The sequence below is a fragment of the Planococcus faecalis genome (assembly GCF_002009235.1).
In the GTDB taxonomy this organism is placed as follows: domain Bacteria; phylum Bacillota; class Bacilli; order Bacillales_A; family Planococcaceae; genus Planococcus; species Planococcus kocurii.
Genome location: NZ_CP019401.1, coordinates 2,073,877 through 2,088,791 on the forward strand (window position 1 = coordinate 2,073,877; position 14,915 = coordinate 2,088,791).

Annotated in this window: 16 protein-coding genes and 1 riboswitch; of the genes, 1 reads left to right on the forward strand and 15 read right to left on the reverse strand. The window is 39.5% G+C overall.

Translation table 11 applies throughout. From position 1 onward, the window contains the following. Positions 1-41: 41 nt before the first annotated feature. The 10 genes from AJGP001_RS10395 to AJGP001_RS10440 all read right to left on the reverse strand — a co-directional run bounded on the left by AJGP001_RS10395 (position 42) and on the right by AJGP001_RS10440 (position 9,052). Positions 42-632 (reverse strand): lysophospholipid acyltransferase family protein, encoded by a 591-nt coding sequence (locus AJGP001_RS10395; RefSeq protein WP_058385030.1) that lies wholly within the window; start codon positions 630-632, stop codon positions 42-44. Position 633: 1 nt separating this feature from the next. After that, complete coding sequence (cmk, locus tag AJGP001_RS10400; RefSeq protein ID WP_177167604.1) at positions 634-1,308, reverse strand: (d)CMP kinase; 675 nt, start codon at positions 1,306-1,308, stop codon at positions 634-636. A gap of 84 nt (positions 1,309-1,392) precedes the next feature. Continuing rightward, positions 1,393-2,082: a glutamic-type intramembrane protease PrsW gene (prsW, locus tag AJGP001_RS10405; protein ID WP_071154489.1), complete on the reverse strand. Its 690-nt coding sequence runs from the start codon at positions 2,080-2,082 to the stop codon at positions 1,393-1,395. 81 nt (positions 2,083-2,163) lie between these two features. Next, entirely contained in the window at positions 2,164-3,132 is a 969-nt protein-coding gene (locus AJGP001_RS10410) for an asparaginase (protein WP_071154490.1), read from the reverse strand. 66 nt (positions 3,133-3,198) lie between these two features. Further along, positions 3,199-4,167, reverse strand: a complete 969-nt coding sequence (locus AJGP001_RS10415; RefSeq protein ID WP_071154491.1) for a YpdA family putative bacillithiol disulfide reductase — start codon at positions 4,165-4,167, stop codon at positions 3,199-3,201. Positions 4,168-4,216: 49 nt separating this feature from the next. Next, the gene (locus AJGP001_RS10420; RefSeq protein ID WP_071154492.1) at positions 4,217-4,993 is read right to left on the reverse strand and encodes a metallophosphoesterase; all 777 of its coding nucleotides are present in this window, start codon (positions 4,991-4,993) and stop codon (positions 4,217-4,219) included. Between the two features lie 66 nt (positions 4,994-5,059). Continuing rightward, positions 5,060-5,692, reverse strand: a complete 633-nt coding sequence (locus AJGP001_RS10425; RefSeq protein WP_071154493.1) for a CBS domain-containing protein — start codon at positions 5,690-5,692, stop codon at positions 5,060-5,062. 69 nt (positions 5,693-5,761) lie between these two features. Further along, positions 5,762-6,523 (reverse strand): LysM peptidoglycan-binding domain-containing protein, encoded by a 762-nt coding sequence (locus AJGP001_RS10430; RefSeq protein ID WP_071154494.1) that lies wholly within the window; start codon positions 6,521-6,523, stop codon positions 5,762-5,764. 79 nt (positions 6,524-6,602) lie between these two features. Beyond that, positions 6,603-8,030, reverse strand: a complete 1,428-nt coding sequence (locus AJGP001_RS10435) for a RecQ family ATP-dependent DNA helicase (RefSeq protein ID WP_071154495.1) — start codon at positions 8,028-8,030, stop codon at positions 6,603-6,605. After that, positions 8,027-9,052, reverse strand: a complete 1,026-nt coding sequence (locus AJGP001_RS10440; protein WP_071154496.1) for a YpbB family protein — start codon at positions 9,050-9,052, stop codon at positions 8,027-8,029. The genes AJGP001_RS10435 and AJGP001_RS10440 overlap by 4 nt, the downstream gene beginning before the upstream one ends. A 106-nt stretch (positions 9,053-9,158) precedes the next feature. On the opposite strand from AJGP001_RS10440, the gene AJGP001_RS10445 reads away from it, so the two are divergent. Continuing rightward, on the forward strand, positions 9,159-9,410 hold the full coding sequence (locus AJGP001_RS10445) for a ferredoxin (RefSeq protein ID WP_071154497.1): 252 nt from the start codon (positions 9,159-9,161) through the stop codon (positions 9,408-9,410). A 228-nt stretch (positions 9,411-9,638) separates the two neighbouring features. Here the strand turns inward: AJGP001_RS10445 and AJGP001_RS10450 are convergent, their stop codons facing one another. The 5 genes from AJGP001_RS10450 to AJGP001_RS10470 all read right to left on the reverse strand — a co-directional run bounded on the left by AJGP001_RS10450 (position 9,639) and on the right by AJGP001_RS10470 (position 14,824). Then, positions 9,639-10,220: an ECF transporter S component gene (locus AJGP001_RS10450; protein WP_058385021.1), complete on the reverse strand. Its 582-nt coding sequence runs from the start codon at positions 10,218-10,220 to the stop codon at positions 9,639-9,641. A 144-nt stretch (positions 10,221-10,364) separates the two neighbouring features. Further along, positions 10,365-10,497, reverse strand: a riboswitch (FMN riboswitch). 76 nt (positions 10,498-10,573) lie between these two features. Continuing rightward, the gene (locus AJGP001_RS10455) at positions 10,574-11,764 is read right to left on the reverse strand and encodes a hypothetical protein (protein WP_071154498.1); all 1,191 of its coding nucleotides are present in this window, start codon (positions 11,762-11,764) and stop codon (positions 10,574-10,576) included. Beyond that, positions 11,754-12,341 carry an RNA polymerase sigma factor SigX gene (locus AJGP001_RS10460; RefSeq protein ID WP_342743355.1) on the reverse strand — a complete coding sequence of 196 codons (588 nt, stop codon included), beginning with the start codon at positions 12,339-12,341 and terminating at the stop codon, positions 11,754-11,756. Before AJGP001_RS10460 ends, AJGP001_RS10455 begins: the two co-directional genes overlap by 11 nt. Continuing rightward, complete coding sequence (locus tag AJGP001_RS10465) at positions 12,334-14,115, reverse strand: ATP-binding protein (protein WP_071154499.1); 1,782 nt, start codon at positions 14,113-14,115, stop codon at positions 12,334-12,336. Before AJGP001_RS10465 ends, AJGP001_RS10460 begins: the two co-directional genes overlap by 8 nt. Continuing rightward, on the reverse strand, positions 14,108-14,824 hold the full coding sequence (locus AJGP001_RS10470; RefSeq protein WP_058385017.1) for a response regulator transcription factor: 717 nt from the start codon (positions 14,822-14,824) through the stop codon (positions 14,108-14,110). The genes AJGP001_RS10465 and AJGP001_RS10470 overlap by 8 nt, the downstream gene beginning before the upstream one ends. Between the last annotated feature and the right edge of the window lie 91 nt (positions 14,825-14,915).

Below are 14,915 nucleotides of genomic sequence, written 5' to 3' on the forward strand. Positions count from 1 at the left end.
TCTTCTATTTTATGCGAATTCTCTAATAAAAACAAAAATTATCACTTATTACTCGCATAGTCATTAAGAATATTCTGGATACTCGACATAATGGCTTCAGTTACCTCATCGACTGAAGCTTTTCGTTCACGAAAAGGTGCCATGCGGATTGGCTCGCCATAAACTACGCGCACTTTTCGAAACGCTTTATACGGTCCGATAATTGCACAAGGCATAACGTCTGCATTGCCACGAAGTGCAAAAAAACCTGCTCCGCTAAGGCCTTTTTGTAATACTCCATCTGTCGAGCGTGTTCCTTCTGGAAACAAACCAACAACTTCTCCACTTTTCAATATTTTTAATGCCGTACGAAGAGCTTCTCGGTCGCTCATTCCACGTTTTACGGGAAAAGCATTTACTTTCGGCAAAATTGATTTGAGTATCGGCGCATTGAATAATTCTTCTTTTGCCATGAAATGAACCGTTCTAGGAGCGGTCATTCCAACAACAGGCGGATCGAGTGCATTGATATGATTCGAACAAAGAAGAATGCCGCCTTCTTTCGGGAAATTCTCAATTCCGATTACTTCGAAACGATACAATGGGCTTAATACTGTTTTTACAAGTCCTTTTCCAACTGCATATAAGTTCACTTTACATCAACCTTTCTTCAGCCAATTTCAATATTTCTCCGGCTGCCTGATCAATTGTCAGGTTAGTTGTATCAAGAAAAATAGCATCTTCCGCTTTTCGCAAAGGCGCTACTTTGCGTTCACTGTCCATTTTATCCCGCATAGCTATTTCCGCCTGAAGCTCCTCAAGCGGAGTTAAAATATCTCTATTTTTGTTTTCTTCGAATCTTCTTCTGGCACGTTCTTCAACCGATGCCGACATAAATACTTTTAAAGCAGCACTTGGAAGGACATGCGTGCCGATATCTCGACCATCCATAACGACTCCGCGCCCTTCTGCTAATTGCTGCTGCAATTCAACCATGCGAAGACGAACCAGTTCATGAGCGGCCATTTGAGACACAGCTTTTGTGACATGTTGAGAACGAATTGCCTCAGTCACATCTTTTTTATCAAGAAATACCAACTGTCCGTCTTCTGACGGTTGCAAATCAATTTCAGTTTTCTGTAGTAATTTACCGGCTTCTTCATTACTAGCCAAATTAATCTTCTCTGTTAATGCTTTTAATGTAATAGCTCGGTACATGGCACCGGTATCGATGTAAACATAGCCCAGTTTTTCTGCTACGATTTTTGCAATTGTGCTTTTTCCCGCAGCTGCTGGTCCATCGATTGCTATTTGTATCGGTTTCACCAAAATAGTCACCTCATCCTATGTATTCATCATATTTTAACATAAAAAAAAAGTCTTTATGTATAAGACTTTTCCTCGGTATTTACTTTACTCTTCTGACGGTATAGAAGAAGGATCTTCGCCATAATGCGACATGGAAAGTTGGTGAGCTTGTTTAACTTTCAGAAGACCAAACCACCATAAGAACAGCATAAATGGAATAGCTCCGTATATAATATTATCATAAATATACAGGCTACTATTATATGCCCAGTGAAGAATTACCGAACTGACAAGTGCCCAACCAATCCACCGTCTGCGCTTATGGCTTTTACTAAATTTGGCTTTCCCAAAATAATAGCCCATGACAACACCAAATAACGCGTGGCTCGATACCGGCAAGAATGCTCGTATAAAAGCAGTCTCTAATCCGAACTCAAGTAAGTACAAAATATTCTCAATTGTAGCGAATCCAAGAGAAACACTCGCCCCATACAAAATTCCATCGTAAGGATCCTCGAAATCGACGTGACGATAGACTGCAATTAACAAGACCAACCATTTAAAAAACTCTTCAATTACACTCGAAAACAAAACATTTTGCATAAAGCTATTCGTAAAGACACCTTCAGCATTGAATACATATTGAACAAAAAGAATCGGGAACGTCAATACGGCTCCGTACACAAAACTTTGAAATATCAGTTTTGACGGTTCACCTGCAAATTGATCGCGCAAATACAAATAACTGAAAAGCGCCAGACCCGGGGCTATTGCTACAGTTAATAAAATGATCATACGCGTACCCCTTTATTCAGATTCCCTTCATTGTAACATGTTTACCTATATCATTTTCAGCTCTCTTTTAACGAATTACCGCTACCGATTAAAAGCATCTGTTTTCACATGTTCTTCGACTGACAACAAAACTGCGAGCTTGATGCGCGCTTTTTTACTATCGTAATCGCTCCCTAAAATAACGCCACGATTTAACAAATCATGAGCACTACCTGGATAACTATAAACCGGATAAGTATTGCCTTCTTCAGCACTCGTTGTCAAAACGACCGGTATCCCTTGTCTTACAGCTCGATCAATTGCATCGACCATGTGCGGAGATACCTGCCCTCTACCTGCTGCTTCCAAAACAATCCCTTTTGACGGCCCTGCCACTAGCTGATCAATAACAAAACCATCTTGACCTGAATAACATTTAATAATATCTACTCGAGGCAACGACTTTGTTACAGCATGCACCTCATGGATAATTGGTTTTTGGTAAACACGTACCGTATCGTTATCAATAATGCCGAGATAACCATGCCCAAACGAATCAAAGCCTTGTAAATTACTGGAGTGCACTTTCTTCACATATTTCGCACTGTAAATTCGTTCGTTAAAGACCACAACAGCTCCAATGCCTCTCAGATTAGGATTTACTGCTACATAAATTGAATTGCGTAAGTTTGAATAGACATCGGTGCCAACTTCTTCAGGAGATCTCTGTGACCCTGTAATGACCACAGTCCGATCATCATCGATTGTCAGATCCAAAAAGTAAGAAGTCTCTTCCAAAGTATCTGTTCCGTGTGTGACAACGATTCCTTCAACTTCAGGATCTTGAAGTTCTTGTAGAATCGCTTCTCTAACTGTCAACATCTGTTCAAAACCAATGTGCATGCTTGGCAATTGGAATACATCGACTACTTTTACTTCAATTTCTTCTGGGAGTTGGCAAAGTTCCGCCAGTTCTTTCCCTGAAATTGCACCAGACTCCAAAAGCCCATCAGAAATTTCCCGACTTGCAATGGTACCACCCGTTGTAATTAATGATACTTTTTTTTTCATCTTAAAACTCCCTTTCACGTTCGCAGTGTTTACTGTCCTTTGAAATCTATTTTAAAAAAGATCTATTTAAGGTCTATGTTCTTTTTCAGCAATCGCTTCTGCAATTTGTTGCCCATGAAAACGCCCATTTTCTATAAAAATTTCGTTGGCATTGTTGCCTGCAGCTATTACACCGGCAATATATAGATTGTCTATATCTGTTTCCATTGTTTGTTCATCAAAAGTCGGTCGACCTGAAATCGAATCGATGGAAATGCCCATTGATTTTAAAAATTGATGATCTGGATGATAGCCAATCATAGCAAAAACAAATTGGTTAGAAAGTGTTTCTTTTTGGTCATTAACCGTCAGTTCTACCGTGCTGTTTGTAATGCGATCTACCATTGAATCGAACAGCATCGTAATTTCACCTTTTCTCACTAAACCATCAAATTCTGGCAAAATCCACGGCTTGATACTTTTGGAGTAGCTCGTGCCGTGATAAGATACTGTCACTCTACTACCAGCTTTATGTAAAGCTAGAGCCGCGTCTACAGCCGAATTTTTACCACCGATTACTAACACATCTTGATCAAAATAGGGATGCCCCTCTTTGAAATAATGCATCACTTTTGGCAGTTCCGCCCCTTCAACTTCAAGTTTATTTGGCTGATCGTAATAGCCTGTTGCTGCTATTACATATTTCGCCTTGTATTGAGTTTTTGAAGTGACCACAGTAAATAATTCATCTTTTTCAACACGTTCCACGATTTCGAACGGCCGCACTTTAATACGACTTCTTTTAACCACTTCCCGGTAATAAACCAAAGCTTGATTTCGTTTTGGTTTCCGTCCTTCTATAATAAAGGGCACATCGCCAATCGCTAGTTTTTCACTCGTACTGAAAAAAGTTTGGTGTGTTGGGTAATTGAAAATCGCGTTGACGATATTGCCTTTTTCAATAACTACTGTTTCCAATCCACGTTTCTTCAATTCGATTGCGGTCGATAACCCACAAGGTCCACCGCCAATAATAAGCGCATCTACATATTCCATTTCAAACCATCTCCTGTACTTTATTCTTAATTAAGAATAAAGGACTCTGCTACTTTATGACAATTGTTTTATCTTTTCTAATTGCAGGCGTAATTGTTAGCACATGATATTCTGCCTGTGCACCCAGTCTCAAATGCAGAGTCGTCGTACCAAAACCATTACTGATTAATTCAATTCGGTCCTTCTTTATTTTCATCGAGCCCTTATCGAATAAACCGAATGGACCAATCCGAATTTGACCGCCGTGCGTATGACCAGCCAGCAACAAATCGGCTGAATACGGTCCTTTTACTTTCCAAAAGTCAAAAGGTGTATGTGAGACAAACAATACAGTATCGTTTTCTTTAACATTTTCGAAAGCATTTTTGAATCCGTTCGGTTTATAGGCAAAATGATCGAGTCCGACCAACTTCAACTGTTCATTGCCAAACAAAGCTACCGACTCATCCTCTAGCACAATTACATCAAATTGTTTGAAAATTTCTCTGAGTTTATTTTCGTCTACTTCCCGGTCGTTATTGCCCCACACAAAATACACAGGTGCACAAGCACGTAAGTTTTTAATATTTTCTTGAACCCGTTCAAGCGGTACGCCTTTTTCTACTAAATCGCCGCCGATTACAATCACATCGACAGGAAACTTGATCAAGTCTGCTTTAATGACTCTCCTATGGATATCGGCAATAAAAAGAAGCTTGAACGGTTCGAATGCTTTGTCTGTGGGTAATTTAACCGTTTGCTGGATGAGCTTTTCTGCAAAGGCATTGCGCACCATCACTAGCAGAAAAGCGAGCGCTGCCAAAGCGATTTTCATTAAATATTTCATGCAATGATTCCTTTCACAAAGAACAAAAAAACATAAGCAAGGCTTATGTTTTTTTATCTTATTTTGCTATTTATCTTCTGCGATGTCCAATACTCGGAAACCAGATTTCTCAAGTTCTTTGACAAAACGATCGATATTGTCTTTCTTTTTAATCTTTAGAACGATGCGACGAACCATTTTATTGGTTTCATCAAAAGTAACAAGTGAAATAACCGACTCTTTGTATTTCTCGATAATCTCTCCCAATCGTCCAATACGCCCTTCTGATTCTACTGAAGTGAACGTAATACGATAGCCTGACTGGTTCATCCCAAAGGCACTTTGTAATTGATTGACAATATCAAAGCGAGTAACAATCCCTAAAAATTGATGTTTTTCAACTACTGCAATAATTGGAAAATCATTTAATTCCACTAACGCTTTTTCATAGACATCATTGATGCTCAAATAAGTGTCTTCATTCACGATTACATCGCTGACCTTAGTTGAGCTAACAAAATCTTCTTTCGTTTTTCCTGAATAGAAAAACGCACGATAAGCATGATACCAAGTGAAGATTCCTTTGTACTCAGTGCCTTCAACTACAGGTAAAGCATCAATTGTGTGTTTTTCTAGTAAATCAAAGCCTACTTGTACCGAATCGTCCATTTTGACTGCATAACATTTTTCTCTTTCAACCATTACACTTTTAACAAACATTTGCTCGCCCCACTTTCTATGATGTTACTGTTATTCCCTAATTACTTACTTGTTAATCCGTCGAATGGCTTAAGGTAAAACCAAAGTTTGACCCGGACTAATACTATTCGAACTCAAGCCATTAGCTTGTTTGATTTTTTCTACCGCTGCTGCTGCTCCTGCTGCTCCGTAATTATTTACTGCAATACGGTAAAGCGTTTCGCTAGATTGTACTACGTAAGTCTTACCATTAGCACTTGGTATTTCCTCTTTTTTATCTGCTTCAGCTTGTGTTTCTTTTTTCGCCTGTGCTTCAGCTTGTGCTTCTTTTTTCGCCTGTGCTTCAGCTACAGCTTTGGCTTCTACATCAGCTTTTTCTTTGGCGGCTACTTCCGCATCAGCTTTAGCCTTTACTTCAGCTTGTGCTTTAGCTTCCGCTTCCGCTTTTTCTACTTTTTCTTTTTCAGCGTCGGCCCGTGCTTTTTCCGCCTTGGCTTTCTCAGCTTTGGCTTCTTCTACTTTGGCTTTCTCAGCTTTTTCTTTTTCTTTTTCATCAGCCGCAGCAACAGAAGATTGGGATGGTTGGGCATTCATCTCAAAACTCACTTCGTTTTCTGCGGGTTTGGCTGTCAATGAATCGTCGGGTTCAAATACGAAAGCTACATAAATCAGCAAAGAAACCGGAATTAAGATAAATATAAAAAATAATGCAGGCATCAAAAGATTTTTAGTTTTTTTAGTTTTGGGTTTTTGTGCCTGTCTCTGACCTGCTCTCGACAATGCCGAATTTTTGTCCACCGATATTTCCTGTCGATTCTTTTCAATCGACTCATGATAACTTTGATTCCCCATACATGACTACCCCTATCTGTACTAATATATCTATTATGACGAAAAAAGGCTCATTTGTAAATGACAGTTAATAAGATTCTTACATAGGTAATATTACACTTAAACGGTCTTGCCATTCAAGTGGCAATCGCTTTTCTTTCGGTGAAGCAAAGGCTTCAAAAATTTGATAATCAATTCCGTCGTTAACGCAGCAGTTGGTCGGTTTATCTATTAGTTGTTGATCAAAGCATTCGATGATGTAACTCCGCAGACAAGTTTCGCGCGAAATCAATTCACGAATTTTTATCGCTTGTTGCCTTTTTCCTTTTCTCAGCAATTCCATTTGCTTGATGACACCATCTAACGGCAACTTTGTCAGCCAATAAGCGATTACTCGAAAAGCCGTCTCCCGAACGATTCCTTGATCGATTAAATAAGTAGCAGTAGCTCCTTTGCTATAAACTGCTTCTATCTCGTGCTGTGTTGGTAAATCATCCATCACTAAACTTTCGAGCAATACCTCGTCCCCTTGTGCATACAGTAAAGTAGCTAAAGCCGGTTTATCATCTCTACCAGCTCTTCCAACTTCTTGCACATATCCTTCAATAGAAGTCGGCAGTTGAAAGTGGATGACGTGACGAATGTTCGGAATATGAACACCCATGCCAAATGCATTTGTGGAGCAAATCCATTGCACTTCTCCGTTTTGAAATTGTTGCTGTACAAAAATGCGATCTTGGTGCTCCATACCCCCATGGTAAAAAGCTGAAGAAATTCCTTGCTCTGTTAATAGCATAGACAGTTGCTGGGACTTTTTTCTAGTTCCTGCATAGATAATACCGGGACCATTAAACTTCTGAACAAATTTTTTCAAAAAATCTACTTTTTCACGACTGTCATCAAATTTTTTCAAATCATACACAATATTTTTTCGATCCATCGGATGACAATACACAAACGGCTTTTTCAAAGCTAAATACTCTTTTATTTCTTTGGTGACTTTGTCCGTAGCAGTTGCCGTCAGTGCCAACACTTGAGGGGAATTCAAAAAAGGCAAAATTTCTGAAATCCTTAAGTAATCTGGTCTAAAATCAAACCCCCACTGCGAAATACAATGTGCTTCATCAGCAACTAGTAGCGAAATTTGCATCTGCTGTAATTTTTGTTTAATAAACGGTTGGACAAGCATTTCTGGGGATATAAAAATGAATTTATAAGAGCCGAGCTTAGACATAATTTTTTCTTTGTCTTCTGGCTTTAAAAATGAGTTGATGGCTACTACGGATTTCTCTCCCATTTTTTTTAATTGAACCACTTGATCTTGCATGAGTGATAATAAAGGTGAAACGATTAAGATACTTCCAGGTAAAACTTTAGCCGGCAATTGATAACAAATAGATTTGCCCATTCCAGTTGGCAGTAGCGCAATAACATCCTCACCTGCGACTACTCGCTCGATAATTTCGCGCTGACCAGGACGAAATGAAGAAAAACCATAGCTTGAATACAATAATTCCTCGAGATTCATCTTCGTTCCCTCCTAATCGCTAGCGCAAGACGTATTTGAAAATAACTGACTTCAGGTAAAAATTCTTTAATTTCACGTAATCTTTTCGTTTTTCGACGTCGGCTTTCGGCAATAATTGCCTCGTACTGTTCATGACCCACAAATGGGATATAGTTAAAATAAGGATCGTTCATTGCCAATTCGACCACATGATCTTCGATCGTACTGGTTTTTAATTGGCGTAATGACGCAATTTGTTCCAAGTTAAATCCTCTTTCGAACAATTTTTCTGTGCGCTGCGCTGTTTCGGTCAAGGAAGACTGCTGAATAATGCCTTCCATGAGACCTACCAGCAATTGAGGCTTGGACTGTTCGATCACTGCCATCCAACCATGCAAAACTTCTACTGTCATTAATTGAACATCCAGTAAGGATAGTTCTTTAGAATCGGCAATTTGCTGCCACGTTAAGCCACTTATCGTAAAACCCGTTAAACGCTCGATCAAAATCATTTTATGTGTTTCAGAAATGTCCGTTTCGGCTAATGTAGTAAAGAGTTCTTTTTTAAACGCTTGAACTACAGCTAAATCACGAAACTGAATCCGTTGCAGGTATCTTTTCACCCAATTTTGCACTTCTTCATTACTGACAACGGGGTCAAAGCTTTTTACGCGTTGACTGACGTGGGACAAAGTTTGAACAATTAGTGACAAGCGACTAAAAAACAAATTTTCGTTCCCTCGGTATTTCCAACCATTCAACGACGACGGGGCAACACTTAACTTTAACGCTTTTTCGGATAGTTCAATAACTTGTTCATTTGCTAGTAAATAACCTTGCGAAAACAAGCCTTGAACTACTTGATCATAGGCTTTCTTATCCAGTTTTGGCAACACGCCAAAATAAGGATAAAGGCCGAAATAACCAATATCCTGTATCGTTTGCCCAGACTTCTTTCCTTTTATCAAATGATAGGGAGAAGAGACGGTTCGCTGCCGATCGACAGTCTTCATAATGGCCAAAATGAGTTCAGTAACTAACAAGCTTGCTCCCCCTAACGGTTTTAGGTTGAAAAACTGTTCAAACACCTTTAGAATAAATACGATAGTATAACTGAACTTGTTCGGAGATAAAGGAGTGGAAAACAATATGGCTAAGTATACCATTGTCGACAAGGACACTTGCATCGCTTGTGGTGCTTGTGGTGCTGCTGCACCTGACATTTATGATTATGATGACGAAGGAATCGCTTTTGTTATTTTAGATAATAACATGGGAACAGAACAAGTTCCAGATGAACTCGAAGAAGACATGGAAGATGCATTTGAAGGCTGTCCAACAGATTCGATCAAAGTTGCAGATGCATCTTTCGAAGGCGATCCGTTAAAATACGAAGACTGAATCAAAAAAGAAGGCGTACTGGAGAATCCCTCCAGTACGCCTTCTTTTAATTTGTGCTAATTCAAATTCCGTCAAATCTACACGGCTGTTTTCACTTTTCTTTGTCCAGACTCAACCAGCCATATTTTAGGGTCACAAGCCACACTGGCTATGCGGCTGAAAAAATGCCGCTTCGCCAGTGCATCTTGTGCCCGTCAAATCTACACGGCTGTTTTCGCTTTTCTATATCTATGATAAATAATAGGATCTTTGCTTTTCGATCCATGTGTGCATGCTGCTGAATACTAGCAGGACGACCGAAGTTAACAATAGACCTTTGATTAAGTTAAATGGTAATATCCCTAAGACGATTGTGCCAAATAACGCATTGCCCGTTTCAGCAGGCACATTTAAAAAGTACGTATACATTGGCAAGAACACAAAATAGTTTAAAACACTCATACCAATTGCCATAGTTAATGTTCCCACAGCTAAGCCAAAAATCATGCCTTTTTTATTCGCTACTTTGTGGTAGATAGCATAAACCGGAAGGATAAACAGCAAACTTGTTATAAAGTTAGCCATATGACCAACAGGTACACCTGTCGGACTTCCTGCAAAAAGCCAATCCAACACGTTTTTGAAGAATGCTACTAAAATCCCTGCAACTGGCCCCATCGTGATGGCTGCAATTAATGCCGGTACGTCACTAAAATCCACTTTCAAAAAAGCCGGTAATGCAGGTAATGGAAAGTTAAAAAGCATCAATATAAATGAAATACTGCTTAACATCCCAATCACAATCATCGTTTGTAACTTTTTGTTCTTCATATTCCTCTCTCCTTGTCGTGATTCACCAGAAGAAAAGCTTGGACCCAACATTTACATATAAAATCCCTTAAGCACTAGTACTTAAGGGAGAAAAGGCACACTTAATAAGCGTTCCGTCTACATGTAAACGACAAACGTCCGCACCTTCACCTTCTCCCATCCAGACTATACTGTCGGCTTTGGAATTTCACCAAATCCTGCGTTTTACGGCTCGCGGGCTTATGAACAGAGTTCAATTACCGCCGGTAGGGACTTTCACCCTGCCCCGAAGATGAATCGATATTTTGTTATAGCCTAATCGTAGTATAAAAAAGAAGCGTTGTAAACAAATTTGTTTACAACGCTTCTTTTCCTTATTGTATTGGCCATTCTAATAAATTAGGCGCTAGTGGAACGGGTAATGGCTGAGTAAAATCAAACCCGTTCCAACTATCAGACTGTAACCCTTTTACTGCTATTTTTTTATCAAAAGAAGCTGCAGTCAACGCCAAACTTTCAATCATTCGAACTGCTTCTAAACGATCCATTGTTTCTAAATCGACTGAGCCCTCAAAATCAATTTGCACCAAATCTCCAGTTTCTGATAGTTGAAAATCCACATTTTGTGGAATTGTAGCACGATAAAAGTCGTTTGGGCTTTGCGCAAGCGCTTCGATCGCTTCAGTCGCTGCGGCGAAAGGACTATCGTATCCCGGAGCAAGATAAATTTCGCCATTTGTCGTTGTAAATGAATAATAAGCAACATCTTTCTGTTTTGGACTGATTGCTTCTACAGATCCTACCTGGGAAAATTCTGCTGCAGAACCATCTTCATTGACTACTGTAATTTCAGCGACGTCTGGAAAAGTCGCCGAAAGTGTATTGAAATACACACCTATACTTGCAGAAGCCAAATCGTATTGGTGATCCTGCGGCAAGATGTGGCGTATTCCTTTCACCGTTTTTTCTAAATTACCTAGATAGGGGTGGTACTCATCGAAACCTAATTGCGTTTCGTCAATATCGTCTGCATATTGCTGATACAATTCAAGCGATGATGGTACTAAATCTCCAAATGCTGCTGTTATCTGATTTTCTGGAACAAGAAAAGAAACGGGCACCACGTTAGCATTTTCGGTTAAGCCGATCGTCATTAATGTCTGGTTTCCAATCGTTTCTTCGTAAACTGAAGTTCGCAACACTTCATCTGCTTGCGCTACAGAAAATTGATTTGATTCTTCAGTGCCAGATCTTTCAGCTTCAGACGAGCTATCAGCTTGCTCTGAACTGTCAGTTGATGTTGCTACTGATTCTTCATTTGAACTGTCCTTATTTTGAGCAGCATCCAAGCCATTTTGGCTGATAATAGAGGAGACCAGCATTCCAAAAGCAATAAATGCCAATGCCGCTACAAGCAAGGGCAACCATTTTTTCGGACGCTTTTGACCTTTCTTTTGATCAACCAGCTGACTGTAAATTTTTTCTTTTGCTCGATTATCTTTTATTGAAGGGAAATCATTTAACAAATCTTCGATGGATTTATCGGTCCATTTGTCATTTGACATTGTCGTCTCCCCCTTCCCTAGCTATTAATTTTTCACGTAATGCTTTTATTGCACGATGTTGTGTTGTCTTCACTTTTCCTTCAGTCCAGCCTAAAACTTCTGCAGTTTCTGCGATCGACAAGTCTTGAAAAAACCGCATTATGACGACCATTTTCTGATCTCCTGTACACGTATCCAATGCTTTATAAAGAAATATTTTATCTTCATTCAATAAGGAAACTTCTTCTGGGAGTTTTTCAGACGACACCAATTGTTGTGTTTCCCAATCAAAATACGCCATCGAATGTTTTGTGCGTACTGCTGTTTTCCGAAAATGATCGATCGCCACGTTTTTTGCAATCGAAAAAAGCCATGTCTTTTCTGAACTTCTTCCTTCAAAGCGATCGTATGCTCGAAAGGCACGAATATACACTTCTTGCATTAAGTCTTCTGACACATGCCTATTTTTCACCAGATAAATCAAAAACTGAAAGACATCCTGATGAAATTCATCGTACAGTCGATGGAAAACGGAGTCATTCAATATACTCCCTCCGCTCTTAAGATTAGTCGTCTTCGTCTTTAGAAAGTTACATATTTTTCAAAGGCAGTAGGAAGGCAAAAGAAGTTCCATGCCCTTCTAAGCTTTCTGCGTATATTTTACCTTCATGGGCTTGGATAATGTTACTAGCGATGGCTAAACCTAGTCCTGTGCCACCTTTTCCAAGTGTTCTCGCTTTGTCTGCTTTGTAAAAACGCTCAAAGACAAATTCTAAATCTTTTTTTGAAATACCTATCCCGTTATCATTAATTGAAATTTTTGCGTACTCCTGCTGTTGTTCGACACGAACTACGACTTGTCCGTTTGCAGGTGTATGTCGTATAGCGTTATCTATCAAATTTGTCATGACTTGTTCAATTCGGTCTTGATCCATCTCACTAGCTGCCCAATCATCGATTGTCGTTTCAAACCTTAATTGAACGTCGTTTTCTTTGGCAATTTGTGAAAACTTCAATGTCATCCGCTCGATTGCACTGTTCAACTGAACAATTTCTTTATAAAGTCGCATGTGGCCTGATTCCAAACGCGCCAAATTCAGCAAGTCAGTAATCAATCGACCCATCCGCTGCGATTCTTCGTAAATAATTCTGGTCATTTCACGTCGTTCTTCTTCAGATGCCCCAACATCATCTAAAATCGCTTCACTATAGCCTTGAAGCATCGCAATTGGTGTTCGCAACTCATGTGATACATTAGCAATAAAGTCTTCTCTCAGCTTCTCTAGGCGATGCTGCTCTGTCATATTGTGCAAAACAGCGACAGCTCCCCGTATCGATTCGCCACTATATAAAGGACTGAAATTAATGGCGTAATAAGCACCTTCAATTTCGAGTTCTTCTTCAATTTCTTCTTCTAGACCTAGTACATGGTCAAGCATATGAAGCATTTCAGGCGGCAATGGCTGCGCTTTAGTCGAACCATTTTTAAAAATCCATTGCTGCAGTAACTTTTCAGCCGGTGGATTGCTCAACAAGATGGTTTTATCTTGATTAAAAGTAATGACCGCATCGGCCATTGATGTCAGAATACTTGATAATTGTTCTTTTTCTTGATTGATTACTTCCACATGATGCTTTAATTGACGGCCCATTTGATTGAACGCTGTAGCCAATTGACCAATTTCATCACTAGAAGTTGCCTTGACTTTTGTATCGAAATTTCCTTTCGCTAACTCAAAAGCACCTTCTCGCATTTTGCGGAGAGGAGAGGTAATCCGTGAGGATAAAAAGAAAGCAAAAAATGTTGTCAATAAAAGTGCGATAAACGCTGATAGAAATACAATATTAGTAGTTCGTTCTGCAGTGCGGTCCATCACTTCCAACGATTGATAGATAAATACGACACCATGGCGGTCTTCACCAGTCTTTAACGGACTAGCCAAGACAATATACGATTCCAGACGATTTTGTTCTGTTAGTGAAGGCAGGAGCATTTCTTTCATCACTGTTTCACTTGTCTCAAACACTTTTTGAAAAGAGGGTTCATTTAATATTTTTTCTCGGGTTTCAGCGCCATTCAATCCGTCATGAATGTAATAGCTACTATCAAAAGGCTCTTCAGCAATTACAGCATTGGTTTCTTGCCCAATAATATCCTCTATAATTTCTAACGAACTGGTCACTTCTTCATGATCATTAAAAATATTCGCAATCATATTGGCTTCACTGTTCAACGCTTCTTCCACTGTTTCACTGTGATAGTTCCCCAAAAACTCTAAAAGTAGAACTGTCACAATAAAAAGGACAAAGGAAACGAGAAGCAGGATCGTAATCCACAGCTTCCCGACAACACTATTCCATATTCTATTCATTGCCGACCTCAAATTTATAGCCGACGCCCCACACAGTAACAATCATCTTCGCAGCCGATTCAGACACGCGATTCAATTTTTCGCGTAACCGTTTAACGTGTGTATCGACTGTTCTCAAATCACCAAAAAAGTCGTAATGCCAAACTTCTTTCAGCAAATGCTCACGGTCAAAAACTTTGTCTGGTGCTTTTGCTAAAAAGTACAATAATTCATATTCCTTTGGCGTTAAATTTACTTCCACACCATCAGCCGTGACACGATGCGCATCGTGGTCGATCGTAAGATGAGGGAAAACTACTAAGTCTTTTGAAGCAGTTGAATTGGATATCGGTGAATAGGCAGATGAACGGCGTAAAATTGCCTTAACACGCAATACCACTTCTCTAGGACTAAACGGTTTAACAATGTAATCATCCGCTCCAGCTTCAAAGCCTTCTACTCGGTTAGCTTCTTCTCCTTTAGCAGTAAGCATGATAATCGGTGTCATTTTTGTTTCACGCAATTCTGTAGCAACTTCTACACCGTTTTTTTCAGGCATCATTAGGTCGAGCAAGATGCAATGATAATCCTTTTCCAAAGCCATTTCTAATGCTTGAACACCATCTTCAGCTTCTTCTACTAAGTACCCTTCACGCTCTAAATACATTTTCAGCAATCGTCGAATCCGCTCTTCATCATCTACCACTAAAATCGTAATCTCTTCAGACATGCTAACCCCTCCAACTTTCTTCTATATATGTATCATTGTAACGATAACTCTGTAAAAAATAAAGAAAAGCGCCAGCATGTATCAACTCAGA